Here is a 14,021-nt window from a genome sequence, read left to right as displayed (position 1 = left end):
TTCGTCAATTTACACACGCGGCTTGACATCACCAGGAGCCTCCTTCGCCTTGAGAGGTGGGAAGGCCCATGCTAGGATGCCGACCGATGGATTGGCTTCTTTCGACGGTTCAGCAGTACGTCTCGACAGAAACTCTCGTTACGCTGACGGCCCTTTCCCTTGTTTTCTTCGTCGGATCCTTGATCGCGATCCCGTTCATCCTGGTCCGGCTCCCGACGGACTTTTTCGACACCCGTGTACCTCGGCACTGGATGGAAAATCACCACCCCCTACTGCGGTTGCTCGGCCATGTCGCCAAAAACGTCGTTGGAGCCATCTTCCTGTTCGTGGGTTTCTTGATGTTGTTCTTACCGGGCCAGGGGATTCTCACGATGTTGATCGGTGTGACGATGCTGGACTTTCCAGGCAAGCGCAAGCTCGAAGCCAAGATGATCGGCCAACCGGCGGTCCTGAGCACCATCAATAACATGCGCCAGAAGTTTGGAAAACCTCCACTGACGATTGCGCCGGACCCTTAAACCCCATCAGCGCTCAGCCGTTAGCCATCGGAAGAAGAACGGGCTGATCGCTGACGGCTGAACGCTGTAAGCTACTCACATGTCCACGTCACAAACCGATACACGCCCCACACTCTACCTGATTGACGGCAGCGCCTATATCTATCGGGCCTTCTTTGCCTTGCCACCGCTGTCGAATTCGAAAGGTTTTCAGACCAACGCCGTCTACGGGTTTACCAACATGCTCCTCAAGATCATGCGGGAACACCGTCCCGATGCGCTTGCCGTGGTCTTCGACGAAAAGGGGCCTACTCAGCGGCATGAAGAGTACCAGGCATACAAGGCTCAGCGCCCTCCGATGCCGGACGCCATGAGCGCACAAGTGCCCTACATTCACCGGATCGTGGAAGCGCTGGCAATTCCCGCTCTCCGGCTGGCTGGGTATGAAGCGGACGATATCATCGGCACACTTGCGCGCAAAGCGGAACAGGCCGGGCGCGATGTGGCGATCGTGACAAGCGACAAGGACATGTTCCAGCTGCTCACCCCCCGCGTGACGATTTATGATCCGGTCAAGGACAAATGGATCGGCGAGCGAGAGTGTCGGGAGCGGTTTGGCGTCGAGCCGGCGCTGGTTCCGGAGGTGATGGGTCTCATGGGCGATACCATCGACAACATCCCGGGCGTGAAGGGCATTGGGGAAAAAACGGCCACGAAACTGATCGGTCAGTTTCGGACGATCGAAGAGCTGCTCCAGCGGGTTGAAGAGGTCACGCCCCCCCGGACCAAAACGCTGTTGCTCGAACAGGCCGACAACGCCCGACTCAGCCGTCGCCTCGCCATGATCCAAACCGATTGTCCTATCGACTACGATCTCGAGGCTCTACGGATCAAGCCACCGCACGACGACCGGCTCGCCGAGCTACTTCGAGAGCTGGAATTCACGACGCTGTTGAAATCCATCCAACCCGCCGCGCCGCAAACTTCGATTCATCAGACTTCGGTGGAAACCCTTGATAGCGAGGCGACGGCACAGGCTTTCGTCGCACGGCTGAACGAGAACCAGACCATCGCCATCCAATGTCTTTTCTCAGGTTCACCCGGCGTACGAGCCGACGTGCAGGGTATCGCGCTGTCGTCTGAAGAACGGACTGCCTTCGCTCCGCTCGATGTACGTGCCTACATGCGACCACTTACCGCCCTCTTTCACGAAACCACGCGACTGAAGGCGGGGCATGACTTGAAGCAGACGCTCCTGGGGTTCCATCGAATCGGCCTTGCTCTCGTGGGGCCATACTTTGACACGATGATCGCCGACTATCTCCTGAATCCCAATCGACGGGATCATCATCTCGACACCCTGGCGCTTGAGCTCCTCAACCATCGACTTGGCACGCAAACAAAGGATCCACCTCCGCCGGCATCGTTGTTTGAGATCGAAACCGCGTCCCAGGAGCACACCGCCGAACGCGCGGCGGTGATCGCCCAACTCACACCGCTCATGCAGGATCGGCTGCGAGAACAAGGCAGTCTGAGCCTGTTTCAAGAGGTCGAAATGCCGCTTGTCCCGGTCCTGGCAGACATCGAGCGGAACGGATTCTTGCTCGACGTCGAAGGGCTCCGTCACTTGAGCGAAGAACTCGAACGGGAACTCGACCGTATGATGGAAACCATCACCCGGTTGGCCGACGGAGAGTTCAACATCAATTCACCGAAGCAGCTGGCGACCGTTCTCTTCGAAAAGCTCGGCTTGAAGCCGGTACGCAAAACAAAGACCGGCTATTCAACCGATGAAGATACACTGACGCAGCTGGCCGCTCAACATGAATTGCCGGCGCAAATTCTCAACTACCGAAGTCTCAGCAAACTCAAATCGACCTACGTCGATGCGCTGCCGGAGCTGGTCCACCCCGAAACGAAACGGCTTCATACGTCCTTGAACCAGACCGTCGCCGCAACCGGACGACTCTCGTCCACCGATCCCAATCTCCAAAACATCCCCGTGAAAGGCGACTACGGCCTGCGCATCCGCGAAGCCTTCATCGTTCCCAAGGGCCATGAACTCCTCTGCGCCGACTACAGCCAGATCGAGCCACGCATTCTGGCGCATCTGTCTCAAGATCCTCGTCTGCTGTCTGTCTTTGCAAAAGAAGAAGACATCCACATGGCCACGGCCATGGAAATTTTCAGTCGACCGTCCAGTCAAATCACCAGAGATATGCGCCGCGCCGCGAAAACCGTCGTGTTCGGCATCGTCTACGGCATCAGCCCCTTCGGCCTGTCCCAGAACTTGGGGGTGCCCCAGGCCGAGGCCAAGCAATACATCGAGACCTTCTTTGAGCGATTCCCCGCCGTGCGGGCGTTGATGGATCGGAACATCGCCGAAGGACGCGAGAAAGGCTACACCACGACGATCCTTGGCCGCCGCCGGCCGATTCCTGAGCTGCAGAGTAATGATCCGGTGCAGCGCGGCTTCGGCGAACGTATGGCGGTGAACAGCCCCATCCAAGGCTCGGCCGCGGATCTGATCAAAGTGGCTATGATCAACGTCCATAAGACACTTCATCAGGAACTGCCGCACGTGAAGATGATACTCCAAGTCCACGACGAGCTCATTTTCGAAGTGCCGGACCATGACTTGGAAGAAGCGAAACGGCTGGTGAAAAGCGAGATGGAAGGAGTCGGTAAACAGCTCGGTCTTTCAGTGCCGCTCAAGGTGGATCTGGGCATCGGCAAAAACTGGCGAGCGGCACATCCGTAACCTAGAACAAAAGAGGTGAGATATGCAGAACGTACGCCTTTCATTCGCGTGGTTCATCACCGGTGTCAGCCTCAGCGCGTTGGGATTCTTGCTTCTCATTGGAGAGCCGTTTACAGCCAAAGCGCAGGAGCCCAAACGATATCAATACATCATCGTCGAAGTGCTCCCCGACACCAAGAATATGCAAACCAAGCTGAACGAATTTGGAGCCGACGGCTGGGAGCTTGTGGCGGTCCCGATGGGAAGCATGACAGAGCCGAGACTGGTTTTTAAGAAGTGACGCCTTATCGCTGGTGAAACAAAAAGCCATAGCCGGTGGAAGCAGTTTGGCCTCTCGGTGACATTTAAGGTGTGCCGTGGATTCGGAAGAATCTGGTAAAAGGAAACCATACATTAGGAATTCGAAGCGCCTTTGGCACTCACCATAATTTTGTTGACTAGTGAGCTAACATCGGGTTTAATCTTGCAACGTTACCCGCGTTCCCATCCCATGGGTGCACTGTGTTACTTGGGACCTCTGACGCGGTCTTTCGTGGTAAGCTGTACCATAGCAATTCTTGCCTTAAGCTCACTTGAAGAAATTTGATGCGAGAAAACACCCTCAACCAAGGAGGAAGAGGCAATGAGTCTTACCTATGAACTTGACAAGGTAGCAGAAAACTTTAGGTGCGGGATTCTTGCTTCACAAATAGCTGCATTATTAAATCGTCCAACAGGAGGCTCAATCACTGGTTCTGACCAAAAAATTATTAGCTCAGCTCTGCAAGCAATTAAGGAAATATTAAGCGGTGCACGGACGTTAAGTTCTGGACAATCCATCGGGGGAGTTACACCTCAATCTATTAGGTCACTTCGGATTGCATTAAATCCTCTTGAAAGAATGCAACAGGAAGGAACTTCTGAGGATCTTGTTGCTCTCATGGGCTCAATTGAACAAGGCTTGTCAGACCTAAGCGCTGCCAATACAATCCCCCAACTGAACGAGGATTTAAGAAAAGCTCAGGCGTTCTTTGGGATCGTGGCGGATTCCGTTCTTTCATCGTTTCAAACTCTCCCCAATTCGTCCTCGCATGCGCTGTATTCCTGAATCATGACTCCAGATGAGCTTCTTAAGCTCGGCTATGCCTTAGCACGTAACATACAAAATCAGCTTTCTCATATTCTATCAAAAGATTTTCCTACCGAGGCACCACGAAAACTCGGCAAGATATTTCAAGGCATTGTAGTTAAAGTCATTTCTGTGCTGGAAACAAACAGCGATGAGCGTGTCCTGAAATTTGCCTGCCACTCACTAAAGATAATCAGCGGACATCTGCATTACTTGGAGGGCTCTACCTCCAATCGTATCCCCACCTCAATGATTGCGCCTGTTGAAAATCTCATTCATCAAGTTGAGCCAAAAGCGCTTTTTATTCTAAGGGCTCAAAGAAGCTACAACTACAGCGTCTTTGACATAGCTGGCCATTACAGAAAGATGTTAGGACCACTTCTTGGCGACACTTTGGAAGAGGTAATGCAAGGAGTGACTACCTTTTACGTTATAGGCATACCAACAGTTGAGTATCCCAATGTCTTACTTCATGCAATCATAGCGCATGAGCTTGGGCATCGTGTGGCAGATCGCTATCTCGAGCAAGAGGATCGCGAAAACGTTGTAGCCTATGTCAACCAATTGATCGGACCAGATTTAAAGTGGTGTGGATCAGAGTATGAAAATCTTCCGCCATTATTTGAACTATCTGCCAGACAGCGTGTCTTTCAAATTATTTATCAAGCACGCTATAGGGCACTCGAAGAATTGATTTCTGATGCAGTAGCATTTTACCTGCTTGGCATTAGCGCACTATTTGCTTTGGAAGACATTGCTTCAACAAGTGTTCTGGATGCCTTGCCTGATGAATCAAATCAGTTTTACCCTCCCTGGAGATATCGCATACGACAGCTCTTGGCTTGGTTAGATAAGGAAGAGCTAGTTACCTTGATTGTGGGAATTGACGGAGCTGCACCAATCCCTGATATCCGGAAAGCTGTGCTAAAAAGAATCGAACACTTGAAGGATTTGGCCAGAGATGACAGCGATCTTGCCATTATAAACGAAAATGGATTCATAGAGCGTGCATATAGAGACGTTCCATCCGTTTTAGCCAAAATGCCTCTGTTTTTTGAGTCTAAGCTCAGTGGACAACAGTATTCAAGAGCAACATTGGAGACCGAAATTGGGCAACTGCTTGAAAGACTGTCTGTAGGAATACCGCCCGATGAAGTGAAGACAGCCTCTTCGCTTAATCCGCCTGATTTTAGATCAGCAATTGCTGCAGGTTGGTTCTACCGGACGGCGAGGATATCCTTACCCTTTGATCAGGGGATAAAATGGCATCTCGATCATGATGAACGGATTAACAGACTCGTCCTTAAGGCTATAGAAACTATTGAATTGCTCAAGGATTACTCAGCATGGAGCCAAACGAAGTAAAATCTGGTCAGCTTTCTAAACTCGAAATTCTTACCAGGCTAAGAGAACCAGACCTCAAGAAACGGCTTGTTATCACCCCACTATTGGACCCATCACAGATTGGGGGCTCATCTGTTGATCTCCGGTTGGGATTCAGTTTTATTTTTTTACGCCGATCCGATATTCCAAAGATAGATCCTTTGTCGGCAAACGCTGAAGAAGATCTAGAGAAATACCAAGAGCGTGTAACGATACGTCGGGGCGGAAGCATTTACCTTCACCCAGGAGAGTTTGCGCTTGGCGCATCTATTGAATACGTTTGCTTACCAAATGATTTAGCCGCTTATGTCACTTCAAGATCCTCGTGGGGACGCACGGGACTAGTCATTGCGACGGCAATATCTGTTGCTCCAGGCTTCAGAGGAGTTATAACCCTTGAACTTGCCAATTTAGGTGTCACCCCTCTTGCCCTTCGTCCCGGCATAAGGGTCGCCCAAATTGTATTTAGCCAAACTCAATCAACTGTGCCTTACACAGGACGCTACAGTTGTCCTACTTTTCCGGAATTCGGGAAGATATATCAAGACGCCGAGATTCCGTTTCTTCGTGGGCAGGAGAGTTAGGACCCTACTGGTGCCAGAAGGACTTCATAGTCGGAAAACCTGTGAGGTTGAGGCACTGTTGTGGAGGTCAGGTGAGATCTTGATTAAGAAGGACTTTTCAAATTTGTTCACCTTGGAACGCGTTGGCCCTATTTCTTTCAAAGCTTCGATCTGCCTCTAACCACGTCCTACCGTTTGCCACCATTGCACGTGTCACTATCGCAGCTCCTTCCTCCACCTCGATACTGGAAAATGATAACCTAGTTGAATAGTCAAAACCAGCTTACGTCGGTTGTAGTGATCCAGAAACCTTGCGGAAACTCGCTCTCAATGGAAAGGGTCTTCGTCGCTCAGCACCTGATCGAAGTCGAGATGCGCAAGGAGAGGCTTGAGGAGGCAGGGATCCCCTGTACGATTAAGAACCAGCGTTCGTCGAGCCTGGCAGGAGAGATTCCCTTTACTGAGGTGTTTCCAGAGCTGTGGGTCATCCAAGACGAGGACTGTGATCGGGCAAGAAAAATACTTGAAGAAGGCCTGGTGTTGCTGCCATCCAACCAAGACTCATGGACATGCCCAGGTTGCGACGAGCGTCACGAAAGCCAATTTGCCTCCTGCTGGAACTGTGGGCAGCAAAGGCCGGCATGATCTCTCCGAGAACCTGGCATCCCCCTGTGCGCTCACTTCTTCCCACACACATATTTCCAAACTGATTGCGCCATGCTCTCACGTGGGATGGGGGCCCAGTGTGACTCACCTGACTTTTTATAGATTGAGTTACCGGTCCCCATATTTCCGGCAAACCGCTCAATCGCCACAAGGCGAAAGCGTTTTTGTGAACAATCGTGTTCTTCCTGGGCACGAGTGGATAAGAACGTGCTCAACCCTCTGTTCTGGGCCGTCTTGAGATCATCCAACACCCAGACGCTGACCACTTCGCCGTTCCGGCGGATGCTTTCCGGATCAACATAGATTTTCGCCTTGTCGTTCCTATCGACGAGCAGCCATTCCGCGAACAGTGGCACAGGATTCCACAGCTGTAACAATGCGAACGCAAGGAGAATTCGAAAGACACCGTGGCGGAAGACACGAATGGGAGGCATACACCATCAGCTCATGCGTGTGTTGGAAGAGAACTCCCGGCGACTGGTGTGACGAACGAGAATGAGTGCCGACTACTTCTACTGGCCTATTTTCTTGGTGATGCAGGTGTTGAACGCCATGCGCTGATGATAGGGCGTCCAAAACCACTTGTACTTATTCACCTGATCTAACTCAACCACATAGTCATTACACCGTTTCGTTTCTGCTACTCCCGCTTCCAAAGGCGCCGTCATCACCCATGCCCCGATCCCAATCACCAAAAGTAGGGCCGTTACCCCACCGACAAACATCACAATGCTTTTTGTATCCATGCATCCCTCATTACATTCATTCGCGGCAGATACGGTATCCTCAATGGCTGGTGCCGGAACGCGGGGGAGAAGATCGACCCCAGTGGTCCAGAAGTCCTTGATTTATCAGTGGGGTACTTTCTGAAAAGGGAAATTGTGTACCACACTGGCGGGAAATTTTGTACCACCTGCAACGGCTTACAGTCAAAGAGTGAAATTTTGTGTACCACTCTCCCCTCCTTTATTTCGCCCTCTTGACCGTCACGGACAAGTGCTTATCATTGCCGTCACACACACCTAATACAGGAGGGTACCGGACATGGAAAACGGGAATATCTGTAATTCCATACGTGAAGAGTTACAGCAATTCGCAACCTCGTCCGAACGCCTACTTGGGTACTGTGTGAAGGCAGAAGAACTGACGCCGATGGAAGTGGCCTTTATCCAATACTACCTATCGGCGCTTGCTGAGAAGTTTCCCAAGGCAGATAGAGACACAGTTTCGTGAAACTCCAAAACCCTTTATCAGCCGTTCTCTGAGCAATGCAGGCCGGGTTTCTCGTCTGGGTTGCCTGTGGGGAACACGCGGGGAACATGAGGTGTTTCTACTTCTGCTGCTCTCATCTGAGAGTGTAGCAGGGAACCAAGTCAAAATTTACCGCCTCTACGTAGTAGCCTCTACTATAATCCCGGGGTACCTCGGCTTATCCTGCCATCATTGAAGAGGCCTTTTCTGAGCTGGTCGGGATGAAAGGGATTATCAAGTCACGTTAAGGGTGCATTCGTCGCATTCATGGATTGCTGATCAAGGCAAACATGAGTTGCTCTACCCGTGCCCTTCGCTTGATTTGAGCATGCGACATGGGGCGGGGTACCCTAGCGGGTGACGAAGGGTCTTCCCTGCGCTCGAAGAGCTGTCGTTCAGGCTGGTTCTGTTCTTGTTCGACTTCATCAGCAGTGAGCTCCTGATGCAATTGCCATAGCTTACCCTGCAGTTCTTGGAACGACTCTCCATCGATCTCATACTGCGGGTATCCCTCCAGATAGCCACGCCACGCCCCGTTATCGTCCTGCCAAAGATTGTATTTTGTAGATTTCATCAGCAAAGTATATCTGGTTATTTCCGCTGCACAATTGCGGGCGATAGGTATCCGAGCGGTGGCAAGTACCGCGACGGCGCCTTGCCGCCCATTACCCAACCCAAGCAACAACCCAACGTCAGCCATGAAGGTAACCCTGTGTGATTGCGTATAGTGATTACACAGGATTGCTTCATCACATTCTACTGGTCGATGCCCTGGCTGATGGTGTCCCACATACAGGCAATAGACCGCCATTAGTCAGTCAACCATTTACCAGAGTAGATCGAAATACGTTTAACATAGAGCGAATCGCAGAATTGAAGCGTGGCTTGGAGCAAGCAGCGTTAGATGCTAGGTCGGTGAGCGGGGGGAAAATGTATCACTTGACGGCCTTTTTGTGTACCACTTCACACAATCAAGGACCATCAAGATGCGAAACGCATATCTCGTATTGACTTTTCAGCGTTACGTGGTGCCGGAGACCGGGATCGAACCGGTACGGGCCTTTTGGACCCGAGGGATTTTAAGTCCCTTGCGTCTGCCTATTCCGCCACTCCGGCAAGAGAGCGATTTTAACACAGCGACGATGGCACACCGCCAATTTTCTAGCGGCCCGTCGCGAGCCGGCCACCATGAAAAAGATACTGCGGTTACGCTACAATGCGAATGACAAGCGACCGGTATCGGTAAAGCGATGCGAGAGAGGGAGGTGGCTCGCTGCGGAGGCACATTTCATGGTACGTGGTGGGTACTTTCGCCCTCGCAATGGCGCTGCCGATTGAAGCGGTGGGCCAAGAGGCGGTTCTCGATATCTTGCCGCTTCGCCCGTTCAGTTTCGACGTGTCATTCAACGATCGCTCCTTTGCGCCCACCCGCAGAATCATCGCCGTTCAAGCCGGAATTACCGCACTTCGCTATGGCCCCATCGAACTGAGAGGCATCTACCAATATTACAGTCACCATACACCTACCTTTATCACCGACCAACATTCTTTGTATGCGAACCCGCGTTGGAACAATTTCATCGACTTGTTGGATTTTCCCAGCGGCAAGCCGATCAGTCGCATCTTGCGACACGTGCTTTTCGGACCGTTGGAGCACCGAGCGGTACCGTATGTCGGGGCGATGCTGGGGGGAACCCTGCCGGGAAGAGGAGCTCTTTCACCAGGTTACCTGTACGGAGGACAGATCGGCGTACGATTTCCTGTCGCCCAGGGGTTTTCCGTCGATATGGGCCTTCAGTACACCAGATTCGAGATCGATTTCCAGGGCAAGTCCGACTTGTCACGACAATGGCTCTTCACCATAGGCGTTCGGTTTTAAACCGATGACTCTTGGTCATGACGACATATCAAGACATGGAGGATATGCGGCGTGAGCCTGTACGCCATCAAAAGATTTCTCGTTTTGCTGGTCCTGACGACGCTGGGCGTCCCTCTGCATGGATGCGGGCTGGTGTATGATGCCGTAGAGCTCATACACCCGCTGACCCATGATGAATTGTCGTCGATCTGCTCGCGCGCGCGGCTACGTGTCGGCATTTCCGTCGAGCCGTTCCGACCATTTGTCTTTCCCGCCGTGTACACCGACGAAGGCATTCGCGTCACAGGCCTGGATGTCGAACTCATCCGAGAAATAGCCGATGCGCTCACCGCTCATTGCGGCAGAACCAGCCCCGTTGTTCCGACCTTGCACGTGACTCGATTTCCTGATCTGTTCATCAAGATGAACGAAGGACAACTCGATCTCTTCGTCTCCTCCGTCAGCGGAACCGTCCCCGGCGCAAGGCCGCCGGGCCTGTGGTTTTCCCCGCCCTATTTTCATGAAGACGGTGTCGCAGCCATCATTCAAAAGCCTGAAGTAGCGGAGCGAGTCCTGAAGCCATTTCAAAAGCAGAGCGGACAGGCGGATACGTTGACTGCGATCCAGGAAGGCTTTGCCGGATTGACCGTCGCCGTACAGAAGGGACGATCCTCTCACCTGTACGCCGAAGCCAACCTCAAGCACATCCGCATGGTCATCTGCGATTCACTTCCCGCCTCGATCGAAACGAAGGACCTGAATATCGACGTTATCCTGACCAACCATTCCATCCTCGAGTACGTGACGAAACGAGTCTGGCAAGATTGGCGGCTCTTGACGCACATCGACGGCACCCCCTTGGTTCTGACTCGTGAGGATCTTTCCATCGTGACAAGCGACGACCACAGGCGGTTACAATGGTTCTTGAACAACCTGTTGTTTCGTCTCGAAGAGTCGGGTCGACTGAAGCACATGCGTCGGAGATGGCTTGAAGCGGAATACGCCCCTACTCGGCGGGCGACGAGCGAGGGACTGCCCCTGGAGGTGACGCAAGTTCCCCAGCATTATGATCAAGGACAATGCCGTCTGGCGGGGGGACAATGAGAAAGCTGAGGTGCTCATGATCGCTGTCTCAAAGACATGTCTATCGCTGAGCTTGGTCTTCCTACTCATGTGGTCCCAGAGCGTCTTTGCGCAAACCTCACAAAAAGACAGCGAACAGGCTGCCCAACTCCTGGCGACGTTTCTGAATGCGGGGCGTGTCGTCATCGAGCGGAATCAATCATTGATCAACGACCCGGGTAAAGGCGATAAAGGATTCACGCCCGAGGTCTTTGAACGACTGGTCCTTGATGAGTTTTTTCAGCAGAGCCATATTGATCTGAAGCATCCTCCTTCCCGGCTGCCTTCTCCGACAAGAAATCTATTGACCATGCTGCTTCTCGCGAGCAAAGAGGTCGTGGCAGACGCTCAGTTGGTGATCAATCAACGAGGAATCGGATACAAAAATTTTATACCCGCCTCGTTCGGCAGCCAGGCCGCCCGGAAATTCTCGAAGCAATCGAAGGTCACGATGAAGCAGACGACTCTCGACCCGCGGAATTTGAAGAATGCTCCGGACGCATATGAGGAAACGGTCCTGAAACGGCTTGCGAACGAACCGCCGCCCAGCGCTCCGGTGGTCGAATGGGTCGACGGTGGACGGTTACTCAGAACCGTGATGCCGATCTACTATTCGGAAGATTGTCTCACCTGTCATGGAAGCCCCAAGGGCATCCTTGATATTTCCGGCTATCCGAGAGAAGGGGCTCGGGCAGGAGAACTGGCGGGGGCCATCAGTATTCAGATCCCCTCGGACCATCGATAGCAGTCAGCCCGTGCCGACGGAGGAGAGCGACGGGGTGACTGCCACCGATGATCGTCGAGGAGGTCAGTTCAACACTGCGGCGAGTTGCGGCCGCTGGTCTTCACGCCCCTTCTCCGGTGCAGGTTTGCGGTTCAACACCTCTTCTACGCCCGACTTGACCGCGCGGCCCCACCGGCTGGTCTGCACCTGGGCCTTGCGGGCATAGCGGCCGATGTTCCGACGAGTTTCCGCACCGGTCTGCGGAGCGAAGAGGAGCCCGAGTCCCGCTCCGATGACCGCCCCACCGGCAATGAGTGCTGCTGCCTTGGCGACCTGATTCCCCTGCTCCGACATGATGAACCTCCTCATGATGGTGAATGAGCCGGAAGATCGTTTAGGAACTCTCCCTATCGTCCAGGTCTTTCAGCATGCTCTGTGCCAGGATCGGAATGCTCGCAGGGAATCCATTTTCCGCGGAAAAATCGCTCAGGACTTTTTTTGTCAATGAGAAGTGACTAATTTTTGGTCTCATTTTATCGACAGAACGGGGCACAGTCGTTTCAGAAAGCCAACACTTTCCATCCACCCGTCCTTGGAAATCAGCCATGGAAGCCGATTCTCCTGCGCCAGTAGTTTAGCAGCTTCTAATCTTCGTCGAGCTTGCATTGATACGTAAGCCCCCGTATTATCCTGCGGCAAGTTTTGCCGAGCCCGTAAAGATGCGGAAGATGATTCAATCTTTGTGTTCCTTTCGATCTAACGACGCTGTCTCGGAAAGGATTGTTCGGGAAGCCGATTCATGGGTCCGCTAGCCGCTATCCCTTACCCAAATATCGACCCCGTGCTCGTCGCACTTGGCCCCATTCAGCTCCGCTGGTATGGGTTGATGTATCTGATCGGCCTGACCGCGGCGTACTTCCTCATTCAACGCAAAGTCACACACAAAGGGTTGGAAATCCGGAAGGATCAAATCTATGACATGGTCGTCTACGCCGCCTTCGGCGTATTTCTCGGTGGGCGGATCGGCTACACACTCTTTTACAACTTTTCGTACTACAGCCAGAATCCGCTGAAGCTCCTCGCGGTCTGGGAAGGAGGCATGTCCTTCCACGGAGGGCTCCTCGGGACGGTTATCGCGCTGATCTGGTTCAGCCGAAAACGGGGGATTCCCGTCTATACGGTCGCGGACCTGGCGGCCGGCGTCACACCGATCGGCTTGGGTTGCGGTCGGATTGGAAATTTCATCAACGGTGAACTCTTCGGTCGATCCACCGACGTGGACTGGTGCATGGTCTTTCCGGCCGGTGGGCCTATGTGCCGCCACCCTTCTCAACTGTATGAAGCCGTGCTGGAAGGCTTCGTGTTGTTCACCGTGCTATGGTGGATCGATCGACGTCCAACCCCACCCGGCACGATCTTCTGGAGCTTCATTACCGGCTACGGCCTCAGTCGACTGATCGTCGAACTCTTCCGTGAACCGGATCAACACCTGGGTTTTATTCTGGGACCTATTACCATGGGCCAGATCCTGTCCTTGCCCATGATCGTCCTCGGCTCCGTCATGCTGATCTTAGGCTATCAACGAGCACGGTTGCGGACTCAGAATGCGGCAGAATAGTTCATAATTTTGAGTGGTGAGTGTTTAGTTCTTTGGACTGGACCTTGGAACTTAACATTCACAACTACGCACTCAAGACGTCTTGATTTAGTACGGCATGTCGTCATCGTCGAGACCCACATGGTGGCCCAATTCATGGACAACGGTATCACGCACTTCCTGCACGACTTCTTCAGGACTTTCACAACAACGAAGGATCGGTCCGCGATAGATGGAAATTTGTGGCGGGGGCTCCCCTCCTGGCCTGAAGAACGAATCAGCCGTCAACGGCTGGCCTTGATAGAGGCCGAGCAAGTCGTCTTCTTTGTCGAGATCAAGCTCCTCCAACACATCTTGCGGCGGTTCTTCCTCCACGACGACCGCGATGGATTCCATCAATTTGGCATAGGGAGGCGGCAGGTCGGCGATCGCCTGCTGAACCAGCCGTGCAAAATCTTCAGATGAGATATGCTTCCGTCCGGCCATTTCAA

18 protein-coding genes and 1 tRNA gene are annotated in these 14,021 nt (G+C 52.9%); 12 read left to right on the top strand and 7 right to left on the bottom strand.

Annotated elements, in window-relative coordinates:
* The first annotated feature begins 86 nt into the window (after positions 1 to 86).
* From A4E19_16955 to A4E19_16925, 7 genes are all read left to right on the top strand, one after another.
* The gene (locus A4E19_16955) at positions 87 to 518 is read left to right on the top strand and encodes a hypothetical protein (GenBank protein OQW35258.1); all 432 of its coding nucleotides are present in this window, start codon (positions 87 to 89) and stop codon (positions 516 to 518) included.
* A 79-nt stretch (positions 519 to 597) separates the two neighbouring features.
* Positions 598 to 3,258, top strand: a complete 2,661-nt coding sequence (locus tag A4E19_16950; protein ID OQW35257.1) for a hypothetical protein — start codon at positions 598 to 600, stop codon at positions 3,256 to 3,258.
* Positions 3,259 to 3,280: 22 nt separating this feature from the next.
* Positions 3,281 to 3,538 (top strand): hypothetical protein, encoded by a 258-nt coding sequence (locus tag A4E19_16945; GenBank protein ID OQW35256.1) that lies wholly within the window; start codon positions 3,281 to 3,283, stop codon positions 3,536 to 3,538.
* A gap of 342 nt (positions 3,539 to 3,880) precedes the next feature.
* Positions 3,881 to 4,345 carry a hypothetical protein gene (locus A4E19_16940; GenBank protein OQW35255.1) on the top strand — a complete coding sequence of 155 codons (465 nt, stop codon included), beginning with the start codon at positions 3,881 to 3,883 and terminating at the stop codon, positions 4,343 to 4,345.
* 3 nt (positions 4,346 to 4,348) lie between these two features.
* Positions 4,349 to 5,731 (top strand): hypothetical protein, encoded by a 1,383-nt coding sequence (locus A4E19_16935; GenBank protein OQW35254.1) that lies wholly within the window; start codon positions 4,349 to 4,351, stop codon positions 5,729 to 5,731.
* Positions 5,713 to 6,333: a hypothetical protein gene (locus A4E19_16930; GenBank protein ID OQW35253.1), complete on the top strand. Its 621-nt coding sequence runs from the start codon at positions 5,713 to 5,715 to the stop codon at positions 6,331 to 6,333. The genes A4E19_16935 and A4E19_16930 overlap by 19 nt, the downstream gene beginning before the upstream one ends.
* 309 nt (positions 6,334 to 6,642) lie before the next feature.
* The gene (locus tag A4E19_16925; GenBank protein OQW35252.1) at positions 6,643 to 6,957 is read left to right on the top strand and encodes a hypothetical protein; all 315 of its coding nucleotides are present in this window, start codon (positions 6,643 to 6,645) and stop codon (positions 6,955 to 6,957) included.
* Positions 6,958 to 6,989: 32 nt separating this feature from the next.
* Here A4E19_16925 and A4E19_16920 read toward each other — a convergent pair whose 3' ends face one another.
* Together A4E19_16920 and A4E19_16915 are read right to left on the bottom strand one after the other, a co-directional pair.
* Entirely contained in the window at positions 6,990 to 7,412 is a 423-nt protein-coding gene (locus tag A4E19_16920) for a hypothetical protein (protein ID OQW35251.1), read from the bottom strand.
* A gap of 78 nt (positions 7,413 to 7,490) precedes the next feature.
* Positions 7,491 to 7,724: a hypothetical protein gene (locus A4E19_16915; protein ID OQW35250.1), complete on the bottom strand. Its 234-nt coding sequence runs from the start codon at positions 7,722 to 7,724 to the stop codon at positions 7,491 to 7,493.
* 298 nt (positions 7,725 to 8,022) lie between these two features.
* Here A4E19_16915 and A4E19_16910 point away from each other — a divergent pair, with 298 nt between their 5' ends.
* Positions 8,023 to 8,211, top strand: a complete 189-nt coding sequence (locus A4E19_16910) for a hypothetical protein (protein ID OQW35249.1) — start codon at positions 8,023 to 8,025, stop codon at positions 8,209 to 8,211.
* Positions 8,212 to 8,494: 283 nt separating this feature from the next.
* Here the strand turns inward: A4E19_16910 and A4E19_16905 are convergent, their stop codons facing one another.
* Both A4E19_16905 and A4E19_16900 read right to left on the bottom strand, forming a co-directional pair.
* A complete protein-coding gene (locus tag A4E19_16905; GenBank protein OQW35248.1) occupies positions 8,495 to 8,929 on the bottom strand; it encodes a hypothetical protein in 435 nt (144 codons plus the stop codon).
* A 326-nt stretch (positions 8,930 to 9,255) separates the two neighbouring features.
* Positions 9,256 to 9,345, bottom strand: a tRNA-Leu gene (locus A4E19_16900).
* A 181-nt stretch (positions 9,346 to 9,526) separates the two neighbouring features.
* Here A4E19_16900 and A4E19_16895 point away from each other — a divergent pair.
* The 3 genes from A4E19_16895 to A4E19_16885 are packed head-to-tail and all read left to right on the top strand — an operon-like array spanning position 9,527 to position 11,954.
* Positions 9,527 to 10,108, top strand: coding sequence for a hypothetical protein (locus A4E19_16895; GenBank protein ID OQW35247.1), 582 nt, complete (start codon positions 9,527 to 9,529; stop codon positions 10,106 to 10,108).
* Positions 10,109 to 10,159: 51 nt separating this feature from the next.
* On the top strand, positions 10,160 to 11,191 hold the full coding sequence (locus A4E19_16890) for a hypothetical protein (protein OQW35246.1): 1,032 nt from the start codon (positions 10,160 to 10,162) through the stop codon (positions 11,189 to 11,191).
* A complete protein-coding gene (locus A4E19_16885; protein OQW35245.1) occupies positions 11,154 to 11,954 on the top strand; it encodes a hypothetical protein in 801 nt (266 codons plus the stop codon). The genes A4E19_16890 and A4E19_16885 overlap by 38 nt, the downstream gene beginning before the upstream one ends.
* A gap of 63 nt (positions 11,955 to 12,017) precedes the next feature.
* Here A4E19_16885 and A4E19_16880 read toward each other — a convergent pair whose 3' ends face one another.
* Positions 12,018 to 12,287, bottom strand: a complete 270-nt coding sequence (locus A4E19_16880; protein ID OQW35244.1) for a hypothetical protein — start codon at positions 12,285 to 12,287, stop codon at positions 12,018 to 12,020.
* Positions 12,288 to 12,327: 40 nt separating this feature from the next.
* Positions 12,328 to 12,540, bottom strand: a complete 213-nt coding sequence (locus tag A4E19_16875; protein ID OQW35243.1) for a hypothetical protein — start codon at positions 12,538 to 12,540, stop codon at positions 12,328 to 12,330.
* Positions 12,541 to 12,750: 210 nt separating this feature from the next.
* On the opposite strand from A4E19_16875, the gene A4E19_16870 reads away from it, so the two are divergent.
* The gene (locus tag A4E19_16870; protein OQW35260.1) at positions 12,751 to 13,551 is read left to right on the top strand and encodes a prolipoprotein diacylglyceryl transferase; all 801 of its coding nucleotides are present in this window, start codon (positions 12,751 to 12,753) and stop codon (positions 13,549 to 13,551) included.
* Between the two features lie 87 nt (positions 13,552 to 13,638).
* Here the strand turns inward: A4E19_16870 and A4E19_16865 are convergent, their stop codons facing one another.
* Positions 13,639 to 14,016, bottom strand: a complete 378-nt coding sequence (locus A4E19_16865; protein ID OQW35242.1) for a hypothetical protein — start codon at positions 14,014 to 14,016, stop codon at positions 13,639 to 13,641.
* Positions 14,017 to 14,021: the final 5 nt, after the last annotated feature.

Origin of the sequence: Nitrospira sp. SG-bin1 (assembly GCA_002083365.1) — a bacterium.
Classification (GTDB): domain Bacteria; phylum Nitrospirota; class Nitrospiria; order Nitrospirales; family Nitrospiraceae; genus Nitrospira_D.
Note: the sequence above shows the minus strand (reverse complement) of the source record. Positions and strands in the feature narration are given on the sequence as shown.

Excerpts from the sequence above, each read along its gene's own strand:
- A4E19_16955 (OQW35258.1), top strand. The coding sequence starts at position 87 with ATGGATTGGCTTCTTTCGACGGTTCAGCAGTACGTCTCGACAGAAACT.
- A4E19_16950 (OQW35257.1), top strand. The coding sequence starts at position 598 with ATGTCCACGTCACAAACCGATACACGCCCCACACTCTACCTGATTGAC.
- A4E19_16945 (OQW35256.1), top strand. The coding sequence starts at position 3,281 with ATGCAGAACGTACGCCTTTCATTCGCGTGGTTCATCACCGGTGTCAGC.
- A4E19_16940 (OQW35255.1), top strand. The coding sequence starts at position 3,881 with ATGAGTCTTACCTATGAACTTGACAAGGTAGCAGAAAACTTTAGGTGC.
- A4E19_16935 (OQW35254.1), top strand. The coding sequence starts at position 4,349 with ATGACTCCAGATGAGCTTCTTAAGCTCGGCTATGCCTTAGCACGTAAC.
- A4E19_16930 (OQW35253.1), top strand. The coding sequence starts at position 5,713 with ATGGAGCCAAACGAAGTAAAATCTGGTCAGCTTTCTAAACTCGAAATT.
- A4E19_16925 (OQW35252.1), top strand. The coding sequence starts at position 6,643 with ATGGAAAGGGTCTTCGTCGCTCAGCACCTGATCGAAGTCGAGATGCGC.
- A4E19_16920 (OQW35251.1), bottom strand. The coding sequence starts at position 7,412 with ATGCCTCCCATTCGTGTCTTCCGCCACGGTGTCTTTCGAATTCTCCTT.
- A4E19_16915 (OQW35250.1), bottom strand. The coding sequence starts at position 7,724 with ATGGATACAAAAAGCATTGTGATGTTTGTCGGTGGGGTAACGGCCCTA.
- A4E19_16910 (OQW35249.1), top strand. The coding sequence starts at position 8,023 with ATGGAAAACGGGAATATCTGTAATTCCATACGTGAAGAGTTACAGCAA.
- A4E19_16905 (OQW35248.1), bottom strand. The coding sequence starts at position 8,929 with ATGGCTGACGTTGGGTTGTTGCTTGGGTTGGGTAATGGGCGGCAAGGC.
- A4E19_16885 (OQW35245.1), top strand. The coding sequence starts at position 11,154 with ATGATCAAGGACAATGCCGTCTGGCGGGGGGACAATGAGAAAGCTGAG.
- A4E19_16880 (OQW35244.1), bottom strand. The coding sequence starts at position 12,287 with ATGTCGGAGCAGGGGAATCAGGTCGCCAAGGCAGCAGCACTCATTGCC.
- A4E19_16875 (OQW35243.1), bottom strand. The coding sequence starts at position 12,540 with ATGGCTGATTTCCAAGGACGGGTGGATGGAAAGTGTTGGCTTTCTGAA.
- A4E19_16865 (OQW35242.1), bottom strand. The coding sequence starts at position 14,016 with ATGGCCGGACGGAAGCATATCTCATCTGAAGATTTTGCACGGCTGGTT.